The organism is Paenibacillus sp. JT22N12, assembly GCF_056269365.1.
The window spans coordinates 407,587-433,525 of record NZ_JBWDNU010000002.1; the positions used below are offsets into that span (position 1 = coordinate 407,587).

Below are 25,939 nucleotides of genomic sequence, written 5' to 3' on the forward strand. Positions count from 1 at the left end.
TAGAAGGGAAGTGATGAGGGTGGCAAAAAAGAAACAGCTGCGGTTGAATTTATTTGATATGAACTGTGTGGGGCACAACTCCCACGGCTTGTGGAAGCATCCCGACAATGAGCGCAGACGGTATAACGATCTGGGTTACTGGACCGATCTGGCGCAGCTTCTGGAGAAAGGGAAATTCGATGCGTTATTCCTGGCTGATGTTATCGGTGTATATGATGTATACAAAGATACACGCGATATTTCCATACAAAATGCGGTCCAGGTTCCGGCCAACGATCCGTCGCTCATTGTTCCGGTCATGGCCCATGCGACCAAGCATCTGGGATTCGCGGTTACGGTCACAACCTCTTACGAGCATCCTTTTGCCCTGTCCCGCCGGTTGTCCACCTTGGACCATCTCACCAGTGGGCGCGTGGCCTGGAATATTGTGACCTCGTATTTGCCGAATGCGGCAAGAAATTTCGGCCTCGACGAGATGATCAAGCATGACGACCGGTATGAAATTGCCGAGGAATTCCTGGAGGTCTGCTACAAGCTGTGGGAGGGAAGCTGGGAGGATGACGCTGTCGTATTCGATACGGCGGGCGATATCTATGCCGATCCGGCCAAAGTGCATGAAATTGCTCATAAGGGCAAGCATTTTCAGGTAGCCGGTCCGCATTTATGCGAGCCTTCTCCGCAGCGTACGCCGGTCCTTTATCAGGCGGGGAGCTCAGGCAGAGGCAGGGCGTTCGCAGCCAAGCATGCGGAATGCGTGTTTGTTGGCGGACAGACGCCGGAGGCGCTCCGCTTTTATGTGGATGACATACGTTCGCAGGCGAAAGCCTTCGGGCGGAATCCCGAGGAGATTCTGATGTTCAAGGGATTCTCGGCGATTGTCGCGGAAACTGCGGCGGAGGCCAGGGATAAGTTTCTTGATTTTGAACAGTACCGCAGCAGCGAGGCGGCATTGGCCCAATACTGCGGGTCCAGCGGATATGACCTGTCGAAGCTGGATGACAAGCAAATCTTCGAGTATACGTCTACGGAAGGCAATCAAACGAGGGCGGCGCAGTATACCCAGTTTACGAAGCAGCGGACGGTTGGAGAAGTGAAGGAATCGATCGGGAAATTCGGGGGAGGCTGGATGCAGGTCGGCACGCCGGTCGAAATTGCCGATGAAATTGAGCGGTGGGTTGAAGAAGCGGGCATAGACGGCTTGAACTTTGCTCAGGTGGTTACGCCTGGGACAGTCAAGGACTTTATTGAACTGGTGGTGCCGGAGCTCCAGAACCGCGGGCTGGTGAAGGAGGAGTACGAGGAAGGGACATACCGCCAGAAGCTGTTTGGCCATGATACGTCCCATATCCCCGCTGCTCATCCGGCTGCTTCCTACCGTCACCTGGCGGGAGAGGCAGTCAGGCGCTGACAGAACTGTTCCAGATACTGCTGGTCGGTCTCGCTGAAGCGTGCCTCAATGGGGCTGTCGATATCAAGCACGCCGATCAGGGTATCCTGACGGAACAGGGGAATGACCAGCTCTGACCGGGAAGCGGCATCGCAGGCGATATGGCCGGGAAACAGATGGACATCGTCCACGCGCATCGTGCGTCTCTCGGCGACGGAGGTTCCGCAGACCCCTTTGCCATAGGCAATGCGGGTGCAGGCAGGCAAGCCTTGAAACGGGCCGAGAACTAGCGTATTCCCGTCCTTCAGCAGGTAGAAGCCTACCCAGTTGATGGTTTCGAGGAATTGCCCGAGAAGAGCGGAAGCATTGGCAAGATTGGCGATAAAATCCGGCTCGTCTTCAATCAGGCTGTCTAATTGCTGTATCAGCAGCGTATACCGGTCCTCCGGGCTGCCCTCGTAATTCCGGGTTTGAAACATGGGAACTTACCTCCTGAATATGCGATGGATTGGAATGATTCATAATTCATGTTCATCCTATTGGAATCCCGCTGCGATGTCAACAAGGCAGCCGGGGAGCCGGCGGCAGACGAAATTTAAAATCAGAATCCATAGAAAAGAGGTTGTTCAAATGGCAGATGAGAGACAATTATCACTGGAAACGTTAGCGGTGCACGCGGGACAGCAGATCGATCCGACTACGCTCTCGCGGGCTGTGCCGATCTATCAGACCACATCTTACGGCTTCCGCGATACCGAGCATGCGGCTAATCTGTTCGCGCTGAAGGAATTCGGCAACATCTACACGCGCGTTATGAATCCGACTACAGACGTATTCGAGCAGCGGGTGGCGGCGCTGGAAGGCGGGGTCGGGGCATTGGGCGTTGCCTCGGGACAGGTGGCGATTACCTACTCCATCTTGAATATTGCCGGTGCGGGCGATGAGATTGTTTCGGCAGCCAGCTTGTATGGAGGCACCTACAATCTGTTGGCCAACACGCTGAGGAAATTGGGCATCAACGTTACATTCGTGGACCCGGGCGATCCGGAAAATTTCCGCAAGGCCATTACGGATAAAACCAAAGCTCTGTATGCCGAGACGATCGGCAATCCAAAAGGGGATGTTCCGGATATCGAAGCGGTGGCGGCCATCGCCCATGAGAACGGGATTCCGCTTATTGTGGACAACACATTCCCAAGCCCTTATCTGCTGCGCCCGATCGAGCATGGCGCCGATATTGTGGTGCACTCGGCTACCAAGTTCATTGGCGGCCACGGGACCTCCATTGGCGGCGTCATTGTGGACGGAGGCAAATTCGACTGGACAGCAAGCGGCAAATTCCCGGGAATAACGGAGCCGGACCCCAGCTATAACGGAGTCGTATATACCGAAGCGGTCGGTCCGCTTGCTTATATCATCAAGGCCAGAGTCCAGCTGTTAAGGGATCTCGGAGGCGCCTTGTCGCCCTTTAATTCCTTTTTGCTGTTACAGGGACTGGAAACCCTGCATCTGCGCATGGAGCGGCACAGCTCGAACGCTCTGCAGGTGGCCCAATATCTCGACAAGCATGAGGATATCGAGTGGGTAAGCTATCCCGGGCTTGCGAGCCATCCTTCTTACGGGCTGGCGCAGAAGTATTTGCCCAAGGGCCAGGGCGCGATTCTGACCTTTGGCATCAAGGGCGGCATAGAAGCCGGGAAGAGATTGATCCATTCCGTTCAGCTGTTCTCGCATCTGGCGAATGTCGGAGATTCCAAGTCGTTGATCATTCATCCCGCAAGCACAACTCATCAGCAGTTGAACGGGCAGGAGCAAGCGGCCGCAGGCGTTACGCCAGGACTCATCCGGCTTTCGATCGGCACGGAAGGGATTGACGATATTATATTCGATCTGGAGCAGGCAATTGCAGCCAGCAAGCGGAGTGAGCAGGGCCAATAACAAGCGGCGGCATGGCCGTGCAGATAAGCCATGATTTAATACCAAGCAAATCCATCTGATAAATCAACTATTGAGGGAGCGAAACGTAAAGCTATGAAAAAATCGTTGGGGCTATTATTCATTATTATTTTCCTGCTGACCGCTTGCGGTACAGAGCAGACATCCAATACAGCGAAATCAGGCGATGTCTCTACGGCAGCCGCTGGCGGCGGAACGGAAGAAGTCAAGAAAGAGGATAAGGTCATCAAGCATATTATGAGCGACAGCGGGTTTAACGGCGATATCGCCAAAATCCTGAAAGACGAGGTTGCCAAGCAGGGCTACACCCTGGATGTGGTGATCGTAAACGACATCATTCAGCCAAACAAAATCGTCAATGACGGCGAGGCGGATTCGAACTCATTTCAGCATGAGGCTTATTTTGACCAGTTTGTCGAGGATCAGGGTTTGAAAGATATCGTCCGCGGCTTCTACACGATCTTCTCGCCATCGGGGTTATACTCCAAGAAATACAAAAAGATTGAGGATGTTCCGGACGGAGCCACCTTCGGAATTCCCGTTGACCCGGCCAATAACGGACGCGCCTTGTTCATGCTCCGCGATCTTGGACGCCTGAAGCTGAAGGACGGCGTAACGGTAACCCATGCCACCTTGAGAGATATTACGGACAACCCGCATAATTACAAGTTCAAGGAAGTGGATCAGCTGATGCTGCAGCGTACGCTGGAAGATGTTGATGTGGGCTTCCTGTTTGCCGGAACCGCTGTTCAAATCGGCCTGAAGCCGAGGACGGATGCGCTTGCCCTGGAGAAGGGGGACGGTCTGCCGTACAAGAGTATCGTCGCTATCCGCAAAGATCTGGTAGGCTCGGAAAAAATGAAGGTACTGCAAGCCGCCTATGAAAGCCAGCCGATTAAGGATTTCTATAAGAGCAAGTACGGGGATGCCATTGAATTCATAGATGATTTAAATCATAAGTAAGCGCTGCTTACAAACGACAGGAGCGATGCGTTGTGATAACGATTCAGGATGTGAACAAAGTATTCAGGATTCCCGACGGAGAGCCGCTGACGGCGGTCTCCTCGGCTTCTCTGCAGATAGACGAAGGCGATATATACGGCATCATCGGGTTCAGCGGCGCCGGCAAATCGACGCTTCTGCGGACGATTAATTTGTTGGAACGGCCTGACAGCGGCAAAATCATCGTGGACGGACAGGATATGCTGGCGTTAAGCGAAAGCGAGCTGCGCAAGGCGCGCATGTCGATCGGAATGATTTTCCAGCATTTCAATCTGCTCAATAACCGGACTGTTTTCGAGAATGTCTCTTTTCCTCTGGAAATTGCAAAGATGCCCAAAAATGAACGGAAACAGCGGATTGAGGAATGCTTGCGGATCGTGGGACTGGAGGACAAAACCAAAGCCTATCCCGCCAAGCTGAGCGGCGGGCAGAAGCAGCGCGTGGCGATTGCCCGCGCACTCGCCAACGGCCCGAAGGTACTGCTGTGCGATGAGCCGACTTCCTCCGTGGACCCCTCGACAACGGGAAGCATCCTGGCTTTCCTGAAGGAGATCAATGAACGCCTCGGAATTACGATCGTGATCGTTACCCATGAGATGAATGTCATCAAGTCCATCTGCAATAAGGTTGCCGTAATGGAGCAGGGCGTCGTTGTGGAGAAGTTCGAGATGAACGATGCCAAGTTCGAGCCGAAATCCAATATCGCCCAATTCCTGTTCAAGAATGAGATCGTGCTGGATAAAAGAGAGGTGGCCTATGTTTGACAATATCATCTACGCCGGCCCGGAGATTATAGAGGCTCTGGGCGAAACCTTCTATATGCTCGTTATTACGATACCGCTGGCTGTGCTGCTTGGCACGCCGCTCGGCACGCTGCTGTATTTGACGCGCCCGGGCTCTTTTGTCAAAGCGCCGAAGTTTTATTTTATTCTCAATGGCCTGGTCAATCTCGTACGGTCCTTCCCGTTTCTGATTCTGATGATCGCGATCATTCCGATCACCCGTCTGCTGGTAGGGACGGCGCTTGGAACGACAGCGGCGACTGTACCGATGGTCATTAATGCCGTGCCTTATTTTGCCCGTTTCGTGGAGCAGACGCTGTTGGAAGTAAACCGCGGCGTTGTGGAAGCGGCCGAGTCGATGGGAGCGAACCGTTTTCAAATTATCTGGAAGGTGCTGTACACGGAGGCCCGTTCAGGCATCGCCAATAACATTACGATTATTACGGTCAGCTTCCTCTCCTATTCAACGGTAGCGGGACTGGTCGGGGGCGGGGGCATCGGGGATTTTGCCATCCGTTACGGCTATTACCGCTACCAGACGGATGTCATGTTCTTCACCGTCATCTTGATGGTTATTTTCGTTCAGGCTTTTCAGTTTACAGGCAATTTCATCGTCCGCAGGCTGGATAAAAGACTTTAAGCTATCAATACGAAAGAGAAAGGCGGGCGAGCCATGCCGAAGAAAATACACTTGAATGCTTTCGAAATGAACTGCGTGGGGCATCTCTCCCACGGCATGTGGGTGCATCCGGACAATAACCGTCACCGCTATACGGAGCTCTCGTACTGGACGGAGCTTGCGCAGCTGCTGGAGCGGGGGAAATTCGACGCTTTGTTTCTGGCCGATGTGGTCGGCGTTTACGATACGTACAAAGGAGGGATGGAAACCTCGCTGCGGGAAGCGGTTCAGGTTCCGTGCAACGATCCCCTCCTCATTGTGCCGCCAATGGCCCTGGTTACCAAGCATCTGGGCTTTGCGGTGACCTTCTCCACATCCTATGAGCATCCCTATGGCCATGCGCGGCGCATGAGCACGCTCGATCATTTGACAAAGGGGAGGGTGGGCTGGAATGTGGTGACCTCCTACCTGCACGGCGCGGCGCTCAATTACGGCCTGGACAGGATGATTCCGCATGACGAGCGCTATGAAATCGCCGATGAGTATCTGGAGGTTTGCTATAAGCTGTGGGAGAGCAGCTGGGAAGACGATGCGGTTGTCCGCGATGTGGAAACCGGCACGTATACCGATCCTGCCAAGGTGCATAAGATCAATCATGAAGGTCGGTACTTCAAGCTCCCCGGACCCCATCTATGCGAGACTTCCCTGCAGAGAACGCCGGTTGTCTATCAGGCGGGCAGCTCGGCCAAGGGCAGGGCGTTCGCGGCCAAGCACGCGGAATGCGTATTTCTGGGGGCGCCGACGCTTGCGGCATTGAAGCAGTATATCGCGGATATCCGCGCGGAGGCGCAGGCATATGGACGCCAGCCCGGGCACATCAAGATGTTTACGGGCTTGTCGGTGATTGTCGGCCGGACAGAAGAAGAGGTGAACCGCAAGGTGGAGGAATTCGGCAGGCTTCGCAGCGTCGAGGGCGTCCTCGCCCATTATGGCGGCTCCAGCGGCTATGATTTGTCACGTTACGGACCTGATGATTATCTGGAGTATGTGGAGACCGATCACGGTCAGACGGCGGCATCGCGGTTCACCAGGCACAATCGCAAAACGGTAGGCCAGATCATCGAAACCTTCAAGACGCTGGGCGGACAATCGCCGTTCTTTATCGCGGGAACACCGGAGCAGGTAGCGGATAAAATCCAGTACTGGGTCGAGGAAACGGGAATCGACGGCTTTAACCTTACACAGTTTCTCTCGCCGGGTTCCTTCCGCGATTTTATCGAGCTGGTTATTCCCGAGCTCCAGGAAAGAGGGTTATACCGGACGGAGTATGAAGAGGGAACCTTCCGCGAGCGGCTGTTCGGGAAGGGCTTTAACCTGACCCCGGAAGGCCATCCCTCGGCATCGATCCGCCGGCAGGAGTTTCAAAATTCGATAGTACGCTGACGAATGCTATTCACAGCCTAAGGGAAGAAACGAACTCTGCCGCACGGCGGCAGCCGTTTCTTCTTATTTGTCGTTTTATGTCGTCATCCGGAGCATGCGGACGGGATAATTAGCGGTACCGGTCGGAAAATGGCATACTCGGACAATTTCGCATGCTCCTGATTGACAACATTCTTAGAGGGTGTTACTCTGATAGTGCGTTCGTTTTATAGAACAGTAAATTGTCATTTGTTCGTTATGATGGATTCTTGAAGGAGAACCCTATGGTTAATACAGTATTGATTGATAAGTGTCAGCTGACCGCTCCTTTGCAGCTGATGCTCAAGATTTTAGCCGATGACAGGCGGGTCAGATGGAATGATCATGCGGAGCTGTTCGCCGGTATGGATTGGGAGGCTTTCATCAAGCTTGCCAGGCATCACCGGGTTTATCCCTATTTATATACCAGGCTGAAGGATATCGGTCACGACCTGGTGCCGCTGCCGGTCCTTCGGGGCTTCTACCAGGAATACTGCAATAATACATTTATTATGCTCGGTTTATGCGGCGAGATGGAGCGCATCTGCAAGCACTTTGACGAGGCTCATATTCGTCCGCTTCTTTTGAAAGGCCCGGTGCTGGCAGCCGATCTCTATGGCGACATCTCGCAGCGGACCTCCTGCGATCTGGATATACTGATCCCGATCAGGGATCTGCTGCATGCGGAGGCCGGGCTGTTGGAGCTTGGTTATATCAAAGACGATTATATCGATACCGTATTGAATGACTGGAAATGGAGGCATCATCATACGACCTTCAAGCATCCGCGGACCGGCATTAAGGTCGAGCTTCATTGGAGACTGAATCCGGCGCCGTCGAAGGAACCGGCATTCGAGGAATTATGGAGCCGCAGAAGAAGGAGCCCGCTGTCGTCCTATCCGCTGTTCTATCTGGGGAGGGAGGATTTGTTTTTGTTCCTGGTTACCCATGGGGCGCGCCACGGATGGTCCCGGCTGCGCTGGCTGCTGGATATCAGGCAAATTTCGCAGCAGAACCCGGATGCCGATTTGCTTAAGGAGCTGCTGCGGGCGAACCAGGCTTCCCATATCGGAGGGCAGGCGCTTGTTCTGACCTCGCAGCTGCTGGGGATGGAGACGCAGCCGGCACTCAGGCCGCTTATGGCTGGAGCCAGGCCGGGACGGCTTGCCAAGGGCGCGATGTTCTATATCAGACAAATGGTCCAGCTGCATAGCGATCCTCTGCCAGAGGATGTCAGCCGCTACCATAAGCGACATCTGTTCTCGCTCATGACGATCCAGCAGCGGTCCCTGTTCATGCTCAGCTTCCTCTTTCCCTATCCCGAGGATGCCAGGACGCTGCCGCTGCCCAAAAGACTACATCTTCTCTATATTCCTTTACGCCCGTTTCTGTGGGCCTGGAGAAAACTGCAGGGGGGACAGCATGAAAAACGTATTGATCGCCTCTTATGATATGGAGGTCGGCGGTGTGGAGCGAAGCCTGGCAAGCATGCTGGAAGCCTTCGACTACGACCGTCATGCCATCGATGTGATGCTCTGCCGCCATCAGGGCGATTTCATGGATTTGCTGCCTGACCGGATCAGGCTGATGGGTGAAATCCGGGCTTACTCAACCTTTCGCAAGCCGATCCGCGAAATCTTTACCGAAGGTCAGTGGTTCCTTGGCTTGTCCAGGGCATTGTCCAAGCTCCAGGCGGATTGGACGGGAAGAAGGAAGGGCCTCTCGGAGCCCGGGTACCTCCAGATGCAGCTCATGTGGAAGTATGCCCTGCCTTTTTTGCCGAGGGTGGAGCAGTCCTACGACGCGGCGATCAGCTATTTATGGCCGCATTACTTTGTAGCCGACAAGGTCAATGCCGCAACGAAGATCGCCTGGATTCACACCGATTATTCCATGGTGGAGGCAAATCCGGAGCTGGACCTGGCGATGTGGGACAAGTTTCATTATATTGTGGCGGTATCGGAAGCGTGCAGACAGTCATTTTTGTCCCGCTATGAATCGCTCAGCAGCAAGGTGTTCGTTATTGAGAACATCACTTCCCCTGCGTTCGTCCGGTCGATGGCCGGCGGGTCTGCCGCCAATCCGATGGATCGGGACAGCCGGTTCAAGCTGCTGACCGTCGCCCGGCTGTCCCATGCCAAGGGAATTGATCAGGCGGTACAGGCTTTGAAGCTATTGAGAGACAGAGGCTTCCCCAATATCGCCTGGTACGTGGTTGGATACGGCGGCGACGAAGCGCTGATCCGGGATTTGATTCGCGGGAACGGCCTTGAGGACAGCTTCATTCTGCTGGGCAAGCAGACCAATCCTTATCCATATATCCGCTCCTGCGATCTGTATGTCCAGCCGTCCCGGTATGAGGGCAAGGCGGTGACGGTCACGGAAGCGAAAATTATCGGCAAGCCGATTCTGATTACCAATTATTCAACCGCTCACAGCCAGGTTGTCGACGGATATGATGGATGCATTGCCGACATGTCAATCGAGGGAATCGCAGACGGCATTCAGCGGCTTTACCGGGATGAGGCTCTTCGGGCTCATCTGGCCGGTACATGCATACATACCGATTACAGCAACGGCTCCGAGCTTGAGAAGCTGTACAGCCTGATCGGTGTACGGAAGGAAGGGGCATAGAGGAGCGTATGAAGAAAAGTCTGCTGTTTGTCATGCCAAGTCTGGCATCCGGCGGCGGGGAGCGAAGCCTGGTCAACCTGCTCTCCCAAATGGATTACAGCCAGTATGAGGTGGACCTGTTCCTGTTCAATCACGAAGGGCTGTTTATGGAGTATGTACCCAAAGAGGTCACCATTCTGCCCATACCGGAAAGCTATCAGCACTTCGCCCAGCCCCTTGGGCCATCGGTCTGGTCGTTCCTGATGCAGGGCAGGCTTCCGCTGGCTTACAGCCGCCTTATGTTCAGCCTCAAAAACCGCTACAGCCGGAATCTGTCCACAAGGGAGCAGTATAACTGGCGGTATATTTCATCCTCCATCGATCTTCTGCAGAAGAAATATGACACTGCTATCGGCTTTCTGGAGAAGACATCCACCTACTTCTGCGTGGAGAAGGTGCAGGCCGGGCGGAAGATCGGCTGGGTTCATATTGATTATGACGAGCTCGGGATGGACCCGGACTTCGATATTGTATATTTTGAGCAGCTCGACCATATCGTCACGGTATCGGAGGAATGTGCGGCGATATTGAAGAAGCGGTTTCCGAGCCAGCAGCATAAGGTGAATGTGATCCACAATATCGTATCGCCGGCCGTGATTCATCATATGGCTGAGGAGAATCGCTCCGACGTCTACAACCGGAAAGAGGATGAGCTGATCATCCTGACGGTCGGGAGGCTCCATCCGCAGAAAGGCTATGAGCTGGCTATTGAAGCATGTAAAATCCTCGTCGGACAAGGCTATAATGTCCGGTGGCATGTCATTGGCGAAGGAGCGGAAAGAGCCAGGCTGACCGAGCTGATCAAGGTTAACCGTCTGGAGAATCACTTCATTCTGCTGGGGCTGAAATCCAATCCTTATCCCTTTATCAAGCAGGCGGATCTTTATGTGCAGACCTCCAGATTCGAAGGGAAATCGATTGCCATTGACGAGGCCAAAATCCTGAAGAAGCCGATCGTCATTACAAGATTCAGCACGGCTGCCGATCAGATCCGCGAAGGGCTGGAGGGGCTGATTGTTGACATGCAGGCATCCTCCGTTGCCCAAGGGATCGAGAAGCTGTTCCGCGACAGGGGACTGCAGCGAAAAATGGCCGACCAGCTGGCACAGGCCAGGCTCGGGACGGAAGATGAAATTTATCAGCTGTACAGCCTGCTGCAGGGGGAAGTTTCATGAGAACAGAGCTGTCGTATAAGGTTAGCGTTATTATTCCTGTCTATAATGCGCAGCGGCATCTGCCGGCCTGTATCGATTCGCTGCTTGGCCAGACCCTGCGGGAATGCGAGTTCATCTTCGTCAATGACGGCTCGACGGATGACAGCGGGCCGATCATCGCCTCTTATCAAAGCCTGGATGCGCGGATCAAGCTGATCGGACAGGAGAATCGGGGTGTCAGCCTGGCCCGCAATGCGGGGCTTGCTGCGGCAGCCGGCGAATATATCGGTTTCGTTGACGCGGACGATTATATCGAGCCGGATATGTACGAGAGGCTGTACGATTGTGCCGTGATGGATGATTGCGACGTAGTCGTGTCCAATATGGAGAGTGAAATCGAAGGCCGGACGGTCGTCACCAGATATCCGTTCAAGGTGAATGAGCTGCTCGGCAGGGACTACATACGCAACGAAATACTGCCTTATTTGCTCATGGCGGATCATCTGAATACGGCTGTAAACAAGCTTTACAAAAGAAGTGTGGCCGCAGCAGGCAGGGTCGCCTTCCCGGAACGGGTCCCGCTCGGTGAAGACGGGATGTTTAATATGTCCTTTTTCAGCTGTGCGTCCACGATGAAATATATCGACTATACGGGCTATCATTACCGGGAAGTGGCAGGAAGCGCTACCCGGAACATAGCCGGCAAGGATTATTTTCACCGGGCATTGGAGGTGTACCGGATGGAGCCTCCCGCCTTCTACAAGGAGATGATGCCGCCTGGCCGGATCAAGCAGCTCAAATCCGTCAGACTGATCCACAATACGGTTTCCCTCATTTATATCTATTTCAAGCCCGGCAGCGACATGAGCTTCCGGCAAAGATACGGCTATGTAAAGCGGATGATAACGGACCCTTATGTAAGAGAGTCGCTGCCTGTCTATTATGAGAAGCGGACAGGATCCATAGGCCGGTATGAAAGATGGCTGCTTGCCATGATCCGGGCCAAATTCACCTTTGGCTTGTTATGCGCGGCGGCCTACAGCAGAATCAGGAGCGCTTAAATAAGATTATTGGGGGAATTTCAGTGAAGATTATGATGTTTGCTCACGGAGGCAGCTTGAACAGAGGATGCGAGGCGATCGTCCGGTCGTCCGCCTTTATTATCAAAGAGAAAATCAATGGCGCGAAGGTCTATCTATCGTCGCAGAAGCCTCATACAGACGGAATCATACCCAGACTGGACGGGGTATACGACGGCACAAGAACCGAGATCAGGAAATATTCGCTGGATTGGGCGGTGTCTTTTCTCCACTTCAGACTGCTGAAGGACGAATCTTATGCGCTGCGGAAGATCGAGCAAAAAGTGATCGGGCGGATCAAGGAGGTTGATGTCTGCATGTCGATCGGCGGCGATAATTACTGCTATGGCGAGCAGCCTCAATGGTATGAGATCGACCGCAATGTGAAGCGGAGCGGCAAGAAGCTGGTGCTTTGGGGCTGCTCCATCGGCGAAGAGGATATGTCCGAGCAGAAGCTGCAGGACTTGAAATTATTTGATCTGATCCTGGCCCGCGAGTCCCTTACCTATAACATGCTCCTGAGTAAAGGGCTGCCCAATGTCAAATTATGCGCAGATCCGGCGTTCACGATGGAGAAGGAAGAGCTGCCGCTTCCGGATGGCTGGCAGGAAGGGAAGACGGTCGGGCTCAACTTCAGTCCGCTTGTCTGGAAGCGCAATACCAAGTCCCGGGCTGCGGTGCGCGAGCTTATCTGGCATATTCTGCATACATCGGATATGACTGTTGCCCTTACGCCCCATGTCATGGAGAACGACAACAACGATCATGAGATTCTCCGCGAGTATTACGAGGAGTTCAAGCAAACGGGCAGAGTCATTCTGCTCCCCGATAACCTGACAGCCGTGCAGTACAAGGGATATATCGCCAGAATGAGGTTCTTCATCGGAGCCAGGACCCATGCCACGATTGCGGCCTATTCCAGCTGTGTGCCTACGATGGTGCTGGGCTACAGCGTCAAATCCAAGGGGATCGCGATTGATATTTTCGGAAGAGAGCGTCTGGTGCTTGGAATTGCCGATATTTCCGACAGCAGCAAGCTGATTGGCAGATTCGACGAGATGCTCATGGATGAAGCGGAGCTGGTGCAGACGCTCCAGAAGTCGATCCCGAATATCAAGCGGATGTCGTACAAAGCGGTGGATTATTTGAAGCAGTTGGGCTAGGAGCAAGTCAGGATAAACTTATTGGGCGGGTGGTCGGCTTGAAGAAGAAGCTATTGTTCGTCATGAACAACCTGAACTGCGGCGGCGCTGAGAAGTCGCTTATTTCCCTCCTGCAGGCCATTGATTACTCCCGGTGTGAGGTGGATCTGCTGCTGTTCAAGCGGGAAGGAATGTTCATGGATAAAGTGCCGGAGCAGGTCCGCGTGCTTGCGGAGCCCTCCGGCTATACCTACTTTGATATGCCGGTAGGCAAGGCGCTGGCGGGAACGATCAGGAAAGGCAGGATCGATATTGCATGGTCGCGTCTGCGCGCCGGTCTTGTCTTCCGCAGGGAGAGCAACCGGTCCAGATGCGAGCAGCGGGTCTGGAAGTATATCGGCAGATCGATGAGCGGACTCAGCAAGGAATACGACGCGGCTATCGGTTATCTTGAGAAATCGCCGGTTTATTATGTCATCGATAAGGTAAAGGCGCGGACGAAAATCGGATTTATTCATAACGATTACGACAAGCTGGGAATGGACCCCGGAATCGACCTGGGCTATTTCAAGGCGCTTGACTATATTGCTACTGTTTCGGAGGAATGCGTAAATATTCTGGCGGACCGTTTCCCTATGTACCGGGACAAAATTGTCCTGATGCACAACATCGTCTCGCCGGCTGCCGTTCTGAGCATGGCGCAGGATAATGCTCCCACCCCGAGTAAAGGCATCACCATCGTCTCAGTCGGACGCCTGAATTATCAGAAGGGCTTCGAGCTTGCCGTGGAAGCCTGCGAGCTGCTCGTCAAGGATGGATTCGATATCCGGTGGTACATCGTGGGAGAAGGCGAGGAGAGGGGGAGGCTGGAGCAGTCCATAAAGGAGAGACAGCTTCAGGATTCAGTCATCCTTACGGGGCTTCTGGAGAATCCCTATCCCTATATCAAAACCTGCGATATTTATGTACAAACCTCTTTTTTCGAAGGCCGCTGCCTGACGGTTACAGAGGCGAAAATCCTGCATAAGCCGATTGTTTCCACCGACTTTAAAGTGATATACGACCAGTTAACCGACGGGCATAACGGTTTGATCGTGGAGCAGAATGCGGCTTCGGTCTATCAGGGCGTCAAGAAACTGATCAACAGCGAGACGCTCCGCCGGCATCTGACAGATAACCTGAGGCAGGAAACATTGGGAACCGAGCATGAGATCCATAAGCTCTATCAATGGATCAGCTAGCAAGAAGGGGCGAGGCTATTGTATATTCCGTTACTATGTTGTCTGCTGCTGCTTGCCGCAGTAGTCCTCATTATTTTAATTGATGCTATTCCGATATTCGCGGACTGGCTCAGCCGCATTCGTATCGGACGATACCGCGATCTCAAGGAGTGGAACGAATCCGTCACCCAGAGGGGCGCCCAGTGGCTGAACCGTACCCCGAAGATGAAGGTGACCGATAATACCAGACTGGTCGTGATTGATATGCTGCAGGGAAATTATACCAAGAATGCGATCCAGCACTGGCAGGAGGCGGCCCTGCTTATCGGCTTGTCGGAATATGCGGACAAGAACAAGGACCGGGATATCGAGAACGAAATCAGAAAATACGTGAAAGCCAAATTTAACAGCGGCGGGAACTGGGTGGACAAGCCCAGGCATATCGATGGCGCCATCGTGGCTTATGCTGTAATGAAGCAGCAGTGCATCGATCCGGATGGATTCAAGCCGGCGTTCGACTACATTTGGGAGTTCATTAAGGAGCATATCGGGGATGACGGCACGGTCATGTACCGCAAATCGATGAAGAACTACCGCTATGTCGATACGATCGGCTTTGTCTGTCCTTTTCTTGTCGCGTACGGTCTCCGTTATGACAAGCCAGAATGCGTGGAGCTGGCCGTCAGGCAGCTGGTCGAATACGAGAAGCACGGCATGCTCGATCATCATTATCTGCCAAGCCATGCTTACCATGTGGAGCATAAAACTCCGCTTGGCTTGTACGGCTGGGGGCGGGGCTTGGGATGGTTCGCCATCGGGCTCATGGATGCCTGGCGCGAGCTGCCGGCTGCTCATCCCGACAAGCCGCTGCTTGAGGGGATGATTACGAGATTTGCGGCAGCCTCCCTCGCCTTCCAGGGCGCGGAGGGGAACTGGAACTGGACGATTACCCGCCAGGAGTCCAGAGCGGATTCGTCGGCCACGGCGGTGCTTGGCTGGTTTCTCGGCGAAGCTTCACATCTGGAGCATCTCGCGGAGGCTTGCTCCAAGGGATCGCAGCGGGCAGCCTCTTATTTGATGAAGGTAACCAGGCGCAGCGGTGCAGTCGATTTCTCCCAAGGGGATACGAAGGATATCGGCGTATATTCCATGCTGTTCAATATTTTGCCCTTCACGCAAGGGTTTTGCATCCGGATGATGACTGACAAGGGCCGGGATCAGGTGCCGGCATGAGAGTCCGCAGCTCATTAATTAATATTGCGGCAGGACTCGGCAACCAGATCGTGATTACGGCTCTCAGTTTTATTTCCAGGACGGTGTTCATCAACAGCCTGGGTATCGAGTATTTGGGTATTAACGGTTTGTTCACCAATCTGCTGACAATGCTCACGCTGGCGGAGGCGGGAATCGGCTCCAGCATTATTTACAGCCTCTATAAGCCCGTTGCAGACAATGACAGGGACACCATCAACAAGCTGATGAAGCTGTACCGGAATGCCTACCTGGTCATTGCTCTCATCGTGGCGCTCCTTGGCTTATCCGTGCTGCCGTTCCTTGACCATTTTGTCAAAGATTCCAGCGTGGAGCATCTGACGGCGATTTATCTGATCTTTTTGCTCAATACCGTCACCCCATACCTCTTCTCTTACAAAAACTCATTTCTGAACGTCAGCCAGAAGGGGTATATCGTAACGCTTGTATTCACCGTGTCTTCGATTCTGTCGACCTGCCTGAAAATCGGAATTCTTACTTACACGAAAAACTATATTCTTTTTCTGATGATAGACAGTGTGATCACGCTTAGCACCGCGGTTATCCTGACGGTAACCGTCAACCGGATGTATCCGTTCCTGCGCGACAAGGTCAGCGGAGGGCTGGACAGCGTGACGAAGAAGGGGATCATCAAGAATGTGAAAGCCATTGTCCTGCAGAATACAGGCAGCTACTTCGTGCTTGGGACGGAGAATATTCTCATCTCAAGCTTCGTAAGCGTTGCGGCTGTCGGCTTGTACTCCAACTACAAGATGCTGATCGAAATCGGGCGGACCTTTATCAATCAGATTTTCAGCAATATGTATCACAGCATCGGCAATCTGGTATCCAAGGAGAGCAAGGATAAGATTTTTGCGGTGTATAAAGTGACGCTGCTGCTTAATTTCTGGTTGTATTCGCTGTTTGTCATTCTCTTGTCCCTATTAATCGAACCGTTTATCACCCTGTGGATCGGTCCGGATTTCCTGATGAGCGGCAGCGTGCTCGTTCTGCTATTGGCTCTGTTTTATGAAAGAGGCATGAGAAATTCCATCACGACGGTGAAAACAACGGCAGGCATCTTCCATCAGGACCGTTATGCCCCGCTCATTCAGGCGGCCGTATGCCTTGGCGTGTCCATTACGCTCGTCCAGACGATCGGGATAGCCGGCGTGTTTATCGGGTCGCTCATCAGCAGCTTGGCCGTTCCCTTCTGGACGACTCCTTATTTTGTCTACCGGAATGTATTCCAGCGGCCCTTGACGGATTATTTCAAGACCTATTTCATCTATACGTTGGCAGGCGCGGGTGCTTATGCCCTTGCCAGCGCAGTATGCCATTTCATTCCCGCGAACGGCTTTGCAGAGCTCATAGGGAAAGGCATTGCGGGCTTTTTCACCGTTAATGTTCTTTATATCGCACTGTTTCACCGTACGGAAGAGTTTGGCTACCTGCTCGGAATCAGCCGGAGCATCATCCGCAGGCTGGCGATGAGCCGCAAGGTCAATCACAATATGGAGGGATAATCCTTATGGCGATATTGGTTACCGGCGGGGCCGGATATATTGGAACCCATACCTGCGTCGAGCTGCTGGAGGCCGGATATGACATCATTGTGGTGGATAATTTCGCCAACAGCAGTCCGGAGGCGCTCAATCGGGTAAAGGAAATCACAGGGAAATCCTTTCGGTTCTATCAATTGGACGTAAGAGACCGCAGCGCTCTTGAGGCCGTTTTTGCAAGAAATCAAATCGATGCCGCCATCCATTTTGCCGGTCTCAAGGCGGTCGGCGAGTCGGTTCGTTCACCGCTCTGGTATTATGAGATGAATATGAACAGCACGCTGGCGCTGTGCGAGGTCATGAGCAAATATGGCGTGCACAAGCTTGTGTTCAGCTCTTCTGCCACCGTGTACGGGGCATCCGGGGATATGCCGGTGTCCGAGAATTCGCCCATTGGCGCATCCAGCCCCTATGGCCGCACCAAACAAATGATTGAGCAGATTTTGCAGGATCTGTCGGCATCCAATCCGGAATGGGGAATCAGCATTCTCCGCTATTTCAATCCTGCCGGCGCCCATAAGAGCGGGAGGATCGGTGAGAATCCCTCGGGCACGCCTAACAATCTGATGCCTTATTTGTCGCAGGTGGCTTCCGGTAGACTGGAAGAGCTGAGCATATATGGAAGCGATTATCCTACCCCTGACGGCACGGGAATCAGGGATTACATCCATGTTGTAGATCTGGCGCTTGGGCATATCAGAGCCCTTGAACGCATTCTGGATTCATCGGGTCTGAATATTTACAACCTGGGAACCGGGCGCGGTTCAAGCGTCCTGGAGATGATAGCGGCCTTCGAGAAAGCGACGGGGACTCATGTGCCGTACCGCTTCGCTGCCCGCAGGCCGGGGGATATTGCGGTCAGCTGCGCGGACATCCGGAAGGCCAGACAAGAGCTTGGATGGACTGCAGACCGTTGTATCGAGGAGATGTGCGAGGATACTTGGCGATGGCAGGCGAATAATCCCGATGGCTACGATATCCATGAGAATCGGTTCATGACTGCTTTACTAAAAATGTGAATTATTCGACAAAATTAGTTGAAAAAATCAAAATTCGATCGCACGAAGCGACAGCATCAGCGGAAAGGCTTGATTATAATGGTGAATATAGAAAACGATTACATTTAAATAGGAGACGAAGAAGTGCGTTTTTACCTGGGCACCTTAAACGCATGGAGTCAGTGGTGCAACCGGCCGAATTCGGAGCGGAGGAAATGGTTATGGCGCTTGCAGAACGGATTCGCAAGGAAAATTTGGACAAAGAGTGGGTTGAATTGATTATGATCGCACGGGCAATGGGGCTTGACCGGGAAGTTATCCGGGGTGTTCTGAGCGCCCTCCCGAAATTGGAAAACGGCACATTACCCATGGAAGAAAATACATCTACATAGTGCCTAATCCTTGTGGAGCCTCCACTTGTTGAATTCCAGAAACTCTTTAAACTGTTCCTTGCTCACGCCTGATGCCATGGCTTCGCGTACGAGGTCTTCCCATTCCCGGTCAAGCTGCCTTGCTTCGTCATCGGACTTCTGGACGTGAAGCAGTTCTTCCACGGAAATACCCAGTACGGTTCCGACTTTCTCGAGAAATTGAATGGAGGGATTCTGCTGAATCCCCCGTTCAATGGAACTTAAGTAGGACTTGGCCACGCCAGCCCGCTCAGAGAGCTCGGTTAAAGAGAGCGCCTTTCTTTTGCGCAGCAGTTGTATGCGTTCTCCAATCATTATACGTATCCTCCAATGTTATAGCTTGCTGAACCTTATTATATCGGATTCTTCTTCATTAAGAAAGAATCCGTTGCTTATAACGAACAGTTGCGGAAAAGTGAACAGCGGTTTTCATTGCGCTGAAGACTTTTCCGCTTTTTTTTTGAAATATATGAAAGTATAAATCCCGATTATACTTTGCTTATATTTCTGAGGGAAGAAACCAGGGCTTTGCCGCCAGAGGAAGGCGATAGCCGTTTCTTTTCATGCATGGCCGCATGAAGCTGCCTGTCTCCTCATCCTCTACGGCAGCTATACAATGGCTTCTTTCTGATTATCAAGCAGATGGCCGAATACTCCGTCCCGTTCAGATGCAAGCTGCATGAAGCCTCCGCGCTGCACCACTTTCCCCTGATCGATGACAATGACCTGATCCGCGTGACGGATTGTGGATAAACGATGGGCGACCACAATAATGGTCATGGTCCCTTTCAGCCGCTCCAGCGCCTCCTGGATTTTCTTCTCGTTCTCGGTATCCAGCGAGCTTGTCGCCTCGTCCAGCACGAGCACGGCCGGTTTGCTGATGATGGCCCGCGCCAGCACAAGCCGCTGCCTTTCGCCTCCGGACAGCCGGATGCCCCTGTCGCCAATGAGCGTTTCCAGCCCCAGAGGCAGCGCACGGACAAACTCAGCGGACGAGGCGAAGTCCAGCGCTTCCCACAGCTGATCCTCGCTGGCATCGGGCCTGATCATCAGCAGGTTTTCCCTGATGCTGGCATTGTACAGAAAGGGGTCCTGCGCCACATAGCCGATGGACCGCCGGTAGGCAAACAGATTCGCATTGGTAATGGGTTCTCCGTCGATGAGAATCCGGCCCGATTCAGGCTGCATCAGGCCCATCAGCAGATCGATCAGCGTGCTTTTTCCCGCGCCGGAACGTCCGACAAAGGCTGTCATCCGGTTAGCGGGAATGAACAGATTAATCGCCTGAAGCGTATGCGCAGCCTCCTGCCGGTGGTAGCGGAAATATACATTGTCACAGGTAAGCCCATGCTCGAGACGAAGCGGAGCCGGACTTAAGCCGGCAGGACCCGCCTCGTGCTGCTCCACCGCTTCCGCACATTCCTTCTGCAGGCTGATGAGCGCTTTGAAGGCGGGGACCGTTGCCGCCAGCTGCTCCAGATTGGATTGAATGCCTGTGAATCTCGGCCACAGCCTGGCGAAGATCAGGATAACCAGCAGAAGCTGGGGACCCTGCGTATGAAAGAACTGGAATGAGATAAACACGAAGCCCGCGATCAATAGTGCAGAGGATATCTTGTAAACCAGCTGCGAATTCATTCTGAGCCGGATGTACTCCATCTGCTCATGCATCATCCCCTGGGTAAGCGAATGAAGCCAGCCCAGGCGGGATTCCTCCAGGTTGTTGCTCTTGATGTCCTTGATACCGTTCAACTGATCGGTAATGCCGGCAAGGTAGCTTTGTGAGAGTTCCGAGGTTTGACTGCCGAGCACCTTCGCCTGATGAATATATTGGCGCGAGAACAGCGCAAGAACCGTTCCGCAGCCCAGTACGAACAAAGTCATGGCCGGCGAGAGCCAGAAGGCGAACACAATCTGGATAAGCGTAAACAGGAAGGAGGTCACGAGCTGGAGAAACAGGTTGATTCCGCTAATGACGCGCGCAAGCTCGATCGTTAACAGATTTATGAGATCCGATTTCCTCTTCTGGAGGAAAAAGGACCATCTGGACGCGAGCAGCGTGCTGTAGGTTTCAAAGCGCAGCTTGCGGCTGAAGATCTGCTGGATCTCCACATTGCGGATCGTAATTTTACGCTGAATGAGATTTTGACCGAACACGATCAATACATAAAGAGACAAAATCAGGGTCAGCGCCAACGTCTGTGGCATTGCCCGCAGCTCTTCGAGAATTTTGAAATCGTAGCCGCTTGCCTGCTGTACGCTCAAAATCCCACTCATGCTGATCATGGGGATCAGCAGCAGAATGCCGAGACTTTCAAGAAGACTGCTGAATACCATACCAAGCAGATTGATTGTGAGGGCAGCTCCGGAATAAGCGTATAGACGCTTCATGTAATGCAGGATGGGATTCATCAAACTCGCTCCTAAAGTGAGACCTCTCGCCGCCATTCCTATGAACGGCGGCAGCCGTTTCTTCCTACCTTATAGCATGTATCAGTTTCACGCAGATAAATGTCTATAAGGTCTATGCGAAGAAACTAACCTAGCCGCCAGAGGACGGCGGCAGCCGTTTCTTCCTGCCTTATAGCATGTATCAGTTTCACGTAGATAAATGTCTACAAGGTCTACGCGAAGAAACTAACCTAGCCGCCAGAGGACGGCGGCAGCCGTTTCTTCCTGCCTTATAGCATGTATCAGTTTCACGTAGATAAATGTCTATAAGGTCTATGCGAAGAAACTAACCTAGCCGCCAGAGGACGGCGTCAGCCGTTTCTTCCAGCCTTCGCAAATTTCTGAACAACGATAAACCGGTTCATAACTTCCGCGCCGGTAATATAGACGGGGCCGCTGCGCAGCCAGGCATGGGCAATGAGCTGCCCGGTCTTGTCTTTGGCAGTTCCCATGTAAAGGGTGCTGTCGATTCTGCGGCGCTCCAGCATTTTCATGCCCGCGATGGCGCGCACCAGACATTTGCTCTCCCATGGCGTATGCCGGCTAACGGTATTGATAGCATGCGCCACCTGCCTGATTGCAGGCATACAGGGCGGGTCATAATCCAGGGAGGTTTCCCGGGTCTGCTCTCCCAGCTTCGGGGCGATGGCGGCGAATGGCCGGAACAGCTGACATCGTGCCCAGCCCAGCAGCAGACATGCCTCGACGAACATGAGCAGCGTTCTTCTGTCCGTATGAAGCAGCTTGCGGAGAATTCTGAAGATTTTCATATGAGGTCCCTACTTTTTAAATGAAAATTAGGATGCAGACAGATGTTCATCTGCTTGGGCGTACAGGATCAGTTCATGCTCGAGCAGATGGTTCAGAAACAGCAGAACATCGCGTTCGCATTCGCTGCTGTCAACCTCGTATTCAGCCGTCAACGTTTCGACGATCCGGACAACGGGACTGCCTGCGCCGATCAACTCCCACATTCTCCCGCCGGTCTCTCCCAAATTATAATATTTGCCATTGCGGACGCTCAGCATGACTTTCTCGCCATCCATGTCGCTCACGATATTGCCGGGGTATTGCGAGACAGTTCCGGTCGGCTGTACAACGCTTGGGTTCATGAAGCTTCCTCCTTTTGAATGGTTTCGAGCAGAAGCGAACTGAGCAAGGGTGCGGTAAATCCGGAGGCGGGACGGCCGATCCGGTATACCGGAAGCCGGTTGACGAACCGGACAAGCATGCCGAAATGCCATTCCATGAGGCCCATTTTCTCCATTAACGAACGGCGGAAGGTATGGCGCAGCAGGGTATGGAACCGTTCAAGCCCTTCAACCGGCTGAATCCCGGTATCCGTTTCACCCGGCACCAGCTCGAATACGCCGCCAAGCGGCAGGGGAGAAGGGTGAAACCCGGAGCGGACCGGCACCGCAAATTTAAGCTCACGGTCAAATAGCGGCTTGCAATCTGTATGATGAATGCCGAGTTCGTCGATACTGTTCTGCCACAGCTTCTGCTGCGGGTAGGAGGAAAGCACGATTGGCATATGATCTTCATTGAGAATAACGGGAATGACGTCATCGCTCAGCAGCCGGCAGCCGCGGTCAAGCAAAACGGAAGCGAGAGTGGATTTTCCGGCACCGGAATGTCCCACAATGGCATAGGCTTTCCCGTCGATAGCGACAGCGCTGCCGTGCAGGGGAAGAATTCCTCTTTGCAGGAGCAGCACACCCATACAGGTGCCCAATACGTAAAGCCTGATTTTGTCCGGATCCGATTCAGGGAAAGGGGAAACGGCAATAGAACAGCCATCCTCGATACGGAAAATGGCCACATCCGGCACCTGAAACATGACTGCGCTTCCACGAACGACCCAGATTTCATCCGGAGCTGCTTCTGCGTTCCATAGCGGCAGTAAATCCGCAACGCTAATGGTAGCGGGAGCCTGCTGCTGCAGATTTTCCCCGGTTGACCCGCAGGCTTCGGTCAGCTCCGGAAGCGGAATGGCACTTTGAATGACGCAGCCAAAAGCGTGATAGTAAGCAAGAGCGGTCGTTTCGATCATCATTTTCACTCCAGTTGATCCGATTCATAATTCAATCCATTGCATGCAGATGCGTGAGCGCCCGCAAACGGTTGACAGCCGCCTATATACACCCTGGTACATAAGCGGCCATCAATGAAGATTAGCTGTAGTGAATGTTTTCTGTGGGATCCGGTTGAACAGCATCAGGCAGATGAACGCCTGGTCCTGCCATTGTCATTTTGTAGTCAAGAACTTCCAATGATGGCGCTTGCCATTGTTTTTTGGCTTCGTTTTGCATAGTATCACCTCCTCTCAAGTTTGTTTTTTGATAAAACGGTAGAAGATCAGGCCTCTCATCAATATCCGGTAGTTGAAATCAAACGCAAGCTCCGGCCGGGGCTCGGTGCCGATCCTGCCCAATGAATCAGCCAGCTGCTCCGTATTCAAAAATTCCGCAGCCGCAGGGTCTGCTATAAGCTGATGAAGCTCGCTTATAAAAGCATCCCATGATTCGGCCATCCGGTGCACGCCGTCGGCACCCTGAACGCCGCGGGTCCGATGGTTCAGCCGGACGTTGTCGGGCAAATAACCTTCGGTTGCCCGGCGGATCAAGGCGCGGTCTACGCCGTTTTGAACGAATTGATCGTCCGGCACGGAAAGACAGAAGCGGATGACACGCAGATCATTCGTCGGGTCGCGGTCCCACATCAGATATTTGAGCGACAGCTTGGTGCCGATCGTACCGTTAATGTTCCAGAAATAGAGCTGCTTGAACTGGTCCTCGCGGATGGCGTAGGCGCTGTTCAGGGGAGAACCCCATGTGTTAAGTCCATAGGTTTGCAGCTTCTCGAATACCTGCGTTCGCTTCGCGAACTGCGGATTGATCAGCATCGGCAGCTGATAATCGCTTTTTTGCGTCGTAAACCTTCCATAGAACGGGAAAGCTTTTTTGCCGACAACAGACATGACCCGCGATTTCTTCACGCCCAGGCTGTGGCTGTACTGCTGCAGCTCCCGGTAGAAGCGGATCCAGCGGAACTGTCTGATCAGGTTGACCTGATAATCCAGCGCCGGTCCCCATGAGATGGTCCAATTGCCCCGCTGGCCGTTCAGCATGACGCCGATGTTCTCATGGTAAGCCCGCTCGTAAATCCCCTTGAGCCAGAATGAATTTTCAAAAAACTTATAGGGCATCTCCATCGTCTCCAGCCAGTCATCAATCTCGGAGAACGGGCTCAGCCCGGGGAAATTCAAATAGTTGTCCTTGATGTTGCCCACATGGCTGACGGTAGACATGATCAGGGGACGCTCGTCGGCAATCCTGCTCTTGGGCGTGAAATCAACGAAATCCTCAAGCGGATAATAACTGAAGGAATGCAAGGGTTTATTCGCCTTGCGCAGCGCTCTGGCAGCGAAGCTTGCGACTGAACCCGAATCCAGTCCTCCGCTGAGATGGGCGCCGACCTGGCGGTGCGTCCGGATACGGGAGGTAACTGCGGCGTTGAACACCTCGCGGAACGCTTCCTCGTACTCCATATCGGATTTATAATTCAGCCGTTCTTCCGGCTCCAGCGTGCAGTATCTGGAGAACGTGATCCTGCCGCCCGAGACAGTCAGGCTGTGGGATGGCGGGAGCTGCTGAATATGCGAATAGACGGTAGAGAAGCAATCGACAGCATCGGTAGTCACGGGAATGGCCAAAAATTCCGAGATCCACTGTTCATTCATGCTTTTGTTCAGGCCAGGCAGGGTGAATAAGGGTTCTATAATGGTACTGAAGGCAAAAAGCTCAGACGAACGGGCCAGATACAAGGTGCGGTTGCCCGAAAAATCTCTTGCACCGAAGAGCGACCGTCTGCGTTCATCCCAGATGACAAAGGCGAAGTCGCCGACGAGATAGCGGGGGGTATCTTCCCCCCATTGGTCATAAGCCAGCAGGATGAGCAGGCTGTCAGGCATGTCACCACGGTCCTCGCGGGGGACGTTCAGCTGGTCGAATAACTCGGTGCGATTATCGATGATGGCATCCGCCGTAATGGCAAGGCCCCGCTCCCGGTCATGGAAGGGAAGGATTTCTCCCACGGATTCCGGCGTGATCCATTGTGCATGGCAGCCGAGAAACGCGCCTTGCACTTGCCAGGTATGTACCCGGTCGGCAGGATAGCGCTCAAACTGGGCCATCAGCGCATCGCCCCGCCCGGGATGGATCTCTTCATGATTCATATGATAAATTCCGGCAATCGCGCTCATGGTATTCTCCAGCCTTTCATTGACGATTCCAGGGTGATGGGGATGTTAGTTACTGTTCTTTTTATAGAACGTTGGAGCAGCAATAGGGAAGCCTGATCCCCGATGGTAGGTTGAAATAATATTTTTAGTAATATTTAAGGCTTATTAAGGAAGAAGAGGCTGTTTTCATGTTCGTTATAAAGAACTTAGTCCTAGATTAGCATTTAATATAAAATCTTGTCAACCGGCATTTTCAAACTTGAGCACCGCTGTGGTCCAGTCATGCTTGAACATCAAGGGGCCGGAAGGCTGCCGGAGCAAACAAGAGTATTATTCTATATAGGAATGAACAAATAAAATGGGATTTTTCGGCGGCTGGAACATATAGTTGAAAGGGGTACGATAAGGAGCAACCGGAATTTGCGATATTATATATATCATAGTGCTAACAATAATATGACTTAAAAGATTGAATTAAAGAAATTTAAAAGCTGAATTTCGAAAGTTTCATTCAATTCCACGAGAAAATTAAATATTATTGACTTATTG

24 protein-coding genes and 1 riboswitch are annotated in these 25,939 nt (G+C 52.9%); of the genes, 16 read left to right on the forward strand and 8 right to left on the reverse strand.

Going from position 1 to position 25,939, the window contains the following annotated elements:
• Positions 1-19 precede the first annotated feature (19 nt).
• The gene (locus tag AC0YOA_RS07490) at positions 20-1,408 is read left to right on the forward strand and encodes an LLM class flavin-dependent oxidoreductase (RefSeq protein WP_475786070.1); all 1,389 of its coding nucleotides are present in this window, start codon (positions 20-22) and stop codon (positions 1,406-1,408) included.
• Here the strand turns inward: AC0YOA_RS07490 and AC0YOA_RS07495 are convergent.
• A complete protein-coding gene (locus AC0YOA_RS07495) occupies positions 1,378-1,866 on the reverse strand; it encodes a GAF domain-containing protein (protein WP_475786071.1) in 489 nt (162 codons plus the stop codon). The two genes, AC0YOA_RS07490 and AC0YOA_RS07495, sit on opposite strands and share 31 nt — an antisense overlap.
• Positions 1,867-2,017: 151 nt before the next feature.
• On the opposite strand from AC0YOA_RS07495, the gene AC0YOA_RS07500 reads away from it, so the two are divergent.
• From AC0YOA_RS07500 to AC0YOA_RS07570, 15 genes are all read left to right on the forward strand, one after another.
• Complete coding sequence (locus AC0YOA_RS07500) at positions 2,018-3,325, forward strand: homocysteine synthase (protein ID WP_475786072.1); 1,308 nt, start codon at positions 2,018-2,020, stop codon at positions 3,323-3,325.
• A 93-nt stretch (positions 3,326-3,418) separates the two neighbouring features.
• A complete protein-coding gene (locus tag AC0YOA_RS07505) occupies positions 3,419-4,306 on the forward strand; it encodes a MetQ/NlpA family ABC transporter substrate-binding protein (protein ID WP_475786073.1) in 888 nt (295 codons plus the stop codon).
• 32 nt (positions 4,307-4,338) lie between these two features.
• Positions 4,339-5,109 (forward strand): methionine ABC transporter ATP-binding protein, encoded by a 771-nt coding sequence (locus tag AC0YOA_RS07510; protein WP_210037996.1) that lies wholly within the window; start codon positions 4,339-4,341, stop codon positions 5,107-5,109.
• Positions 5,102-5,767 carry a methionine ABC transporter permease gene (locus AC0YOA_RS07515; RefSeq protein ID WP_475768873.1) on the forward strand — a complete coding sequence of 222 codons (666 nt, stop codon included), beginning with the start codon at positions 5,102-5,104 and terminating at the stop codon, positions 5,765-5,767. The genes AC0YOA_RS07510 and AC0YOA_RS07515 overlap by 8 nt, the downstream gene beginning before the upstream one ends.
• A gap of 33 nt (positions 5,768-5,800) precedes the next feature.
• A complete protein-coding gene (locus AC0YOA_RS07520; protein ID WP_475786074.1) occupies positions 5,801-7,189 on the forward strand; it encodes an LLM class flavin-dependent oxidoreductase in 1,389 nt (462 codons plus the stop codon).
• A gap of 263 nt (positions 7,190-7,452) precedes the next feature.
• Positions 7,453-8,658, forward strand: a complete 1,206-nt coding sequence (locus AC0YOA_RS07525; RefSeq protein WP_475786075.1) for a nucleotidyltransferase domain-containing protein — start codon at positions 7,453-7,455, stop codon at positions 8,656-8,658.
• The gene (locus AC0YOA_RS07530; protein ID WP_475786076.1) at positions 8,630-9,841 is read left to right on the forward strand and encodes a glycosyltransferase; all 1,212 of its coding nucleotides are present in this window, start codon (positions 8,630-8,632) and stop codon (positions 9,839-9,841) included. Before AC0YOA_RS07525 ends, AC0YOA_RS07530 begins: the two co-directional genes overlap by 29 nt.
• Positions 9,842-9,849: 8 nt before the next feature.
• Positions 9,850-11,055, forward strand: a complete 1,206-nt coding sequence (locus AC0YOA_RS07535) for a glycosyltransferase (RefSeq protein WP_475786077.1) — start codon at positions 9,850-9,852, stop codon at positions 11,053-11,055.
• The gene (locus AC0YOA_RS07540) at positions 11,052-12,095 is read left to right on the forward strand and encodes a glycosyltransferase (protein WP_475786078.1); all 1,044 of its coding nucleotides are present in this window, start codon (positions 11,052-11,054) and stop codon (positions 12,093-12,095) included. Before AC0YOA_RS07535 ends, AC0YOA_RS07540 begins: the two co-directional genes overlap by 4 nt.
• A 23-nt stretch (positions 12,096-12,118) precedes the next feature.
• On the forward strand, positions 12,119-13,276 hold the full coding sequence (locus AC0YOA_RS07545) for a polysaccharide pyruvyl transferase family protein (protein ID WP_475786079.1): 1,158 nt from the start codon (positions 12,119-12,121) through the stop codon (positions 13,274-13,276).
• A 29-nt stretch (positions 13,277-13,305) separates the two neighbouring features.
• On the forward strand, positions 13,306-14,496 hold the full coding sequence (locus tag AC0YOA_RS07550; RefSeq protein WP_475786080.1) for a glycosyltransferase: 1,191 nt from the start codon (positions 13,306-13,308) through the stop codon (positions 14,494-14,496).
• 24 nt (positions 14,497-14,520) lie between these two features.
• A complete protein-coding gene (locus AC0YOA_RS07555) occupies positions 14,521-15,708 on the forward strand; it encodes a glycoside hydrolase family 88 protein (protein ID WP_475786630.1) in 1,188 nt (395 codons plus the stop codon).
• Positions 15,705-17,252, forward strand: a complete 1,548-nt coding sequence (locus AC0YOA_RS07560) for a lipopolysaccharide biosynthesis protein (protein ID WP_475786081.1) — start codon at positions 15,705-15,707, stop codon at positions 17,250-17,252. The genes AC0YOA_RS07555 and AC0YOA_RS07560 overlap by 4 nt, the downstream gene beginning before the upstream one ends.
• A 5-nt stretch (positions 17,253-17,257) precedes the next feature.
• Positions 17,258-18,307: a UDP-glucose 4-epimerase GalE gene (gene galE, locus AC0YOA_RS07565; protein WP_475786082.1), complete on the forward strand. Its 1,050-nt coding sequence runs from the start codon at positions 17,258-17,260 to the stop codon at positions 18,305-18,307.
• A gap of 102 nt (positions 18,308-18,409) precedes the next feature.
• Positions 18,410-18,492, forward strand: a riboswitch (cyclic di-GMP riboswitch).
• Positions 18,472-18,678, forward strand: a complete 207-nt coding sequence (locus AC0YOA_RS07570; RefSeq protein ID WP_475786083.1) for a hypothetical protein — start codon at positions 18,472-18,474, stop codon at positions 18,676-18,678. Its footprint overlaps the riboswitch before it by 21 nt.
• 3 nt (positions 18,679-18,681) lie before the next feature.
• On the opposite strand, the gene AC0YOA_RS07575 is transcribed toward AC0YOA_RS07570, so the two are convergent.
• The 7 genes from AC0YOA_RS07575 to AC0YOA_RS07605 all read right to left on the reverse strand — a co-directional run bounded on the left by AC0YOA_RS07575 (position 18,682) and on the right by AC0YOA_RS07605 (position 25,411).
• Complete coding sequence (locus AC0YOA_RS07575; protein ID WP_475786084.1) at positions 18,682-19,011, reverse strand: helix-turn-helix domain-containing protein; 330 nt, start codon at positions 19,009-19,011, stop codon at positions 18,682-18,684.
• A 294-nt stretch (positions 19,012-19,305) separates the two neighbouring features.
• Positions 19,306-21,108: an ABC transporter ATP-binding protein gene (locus AC0YOA_RS07580; protein ID WP_475786085.1), complete on the reverse strand. Its 1,803-nt coding sequence runs from the start codon at positions 21,106-21,108 to the stop codon at positions 19,306-19,308.
• Positions 21,109-21,458: 350 nt separating this feature from the next.
• Positions 21,459-21,917, reverse strand: a complete 459-nt coding sequence (locus tag AC0YOA_RS07585) for a lasso peptide biosynthesis B2 protein (protein ID WP_475786086.1) — start codon at positions 21,915-21,917, stop codon at positions 21,459-21,461.
• A gap of 27 nt (positions 21,918-21,944) precedes the next feature.
• On the reverse strand, positions 21,945-22,259 hold the full coding sequence (locus AC0YOA_RS07590) for a lasso peptide biosynthesis PqqD family chaperone (protein ID WP_210037981.1): 315 nt from the start codon (positions 22,257-22,259) through the stop codon (positions 21,945-21,947).
• Positions 22,256-23,200 (reverse strand): aldolase, encoded by a 945-nt coding sequence (locus AC0YOA_RS07595; protein ID WP_475786631.1) that lies wholly within the window; start codon positions 23,198-23,200, stop codon positions 22,256-22,258. Before AC0YOA_RS07595 ends, AC0YOA_RS07590 begins: the two co-directional genes overlap by 4 nt.
• Before the next feature lie 121 nt (positions 23,201-23,321).
• Entirely contained in the window at positions 23,322-23,459 is a 138-nt protein-coding gene (locus tag AC0YOA_RS07600) for a paeninodin family lasso peptide (protein WP_475768886.1), read from the reverse strand.
• A gap of 14 nt (positions 23,460-23,473) precedes the next feature.
• Positions 23,474-25,411 carry an asparagine synthase-related protein gene (locus AC0YOA_RS07605; RefSeq protein ID WP_475786087.1) on the reverse strand — a complete coding sequence of 646 codons (1,938 nt, stop codon included), beginning with the start codon at positions 25,409-25,411 and terminating at the stop codon, positions 23,474-23,476.
• Positions 25,412-25,939 lie beyond the last annotated feature (528 nt).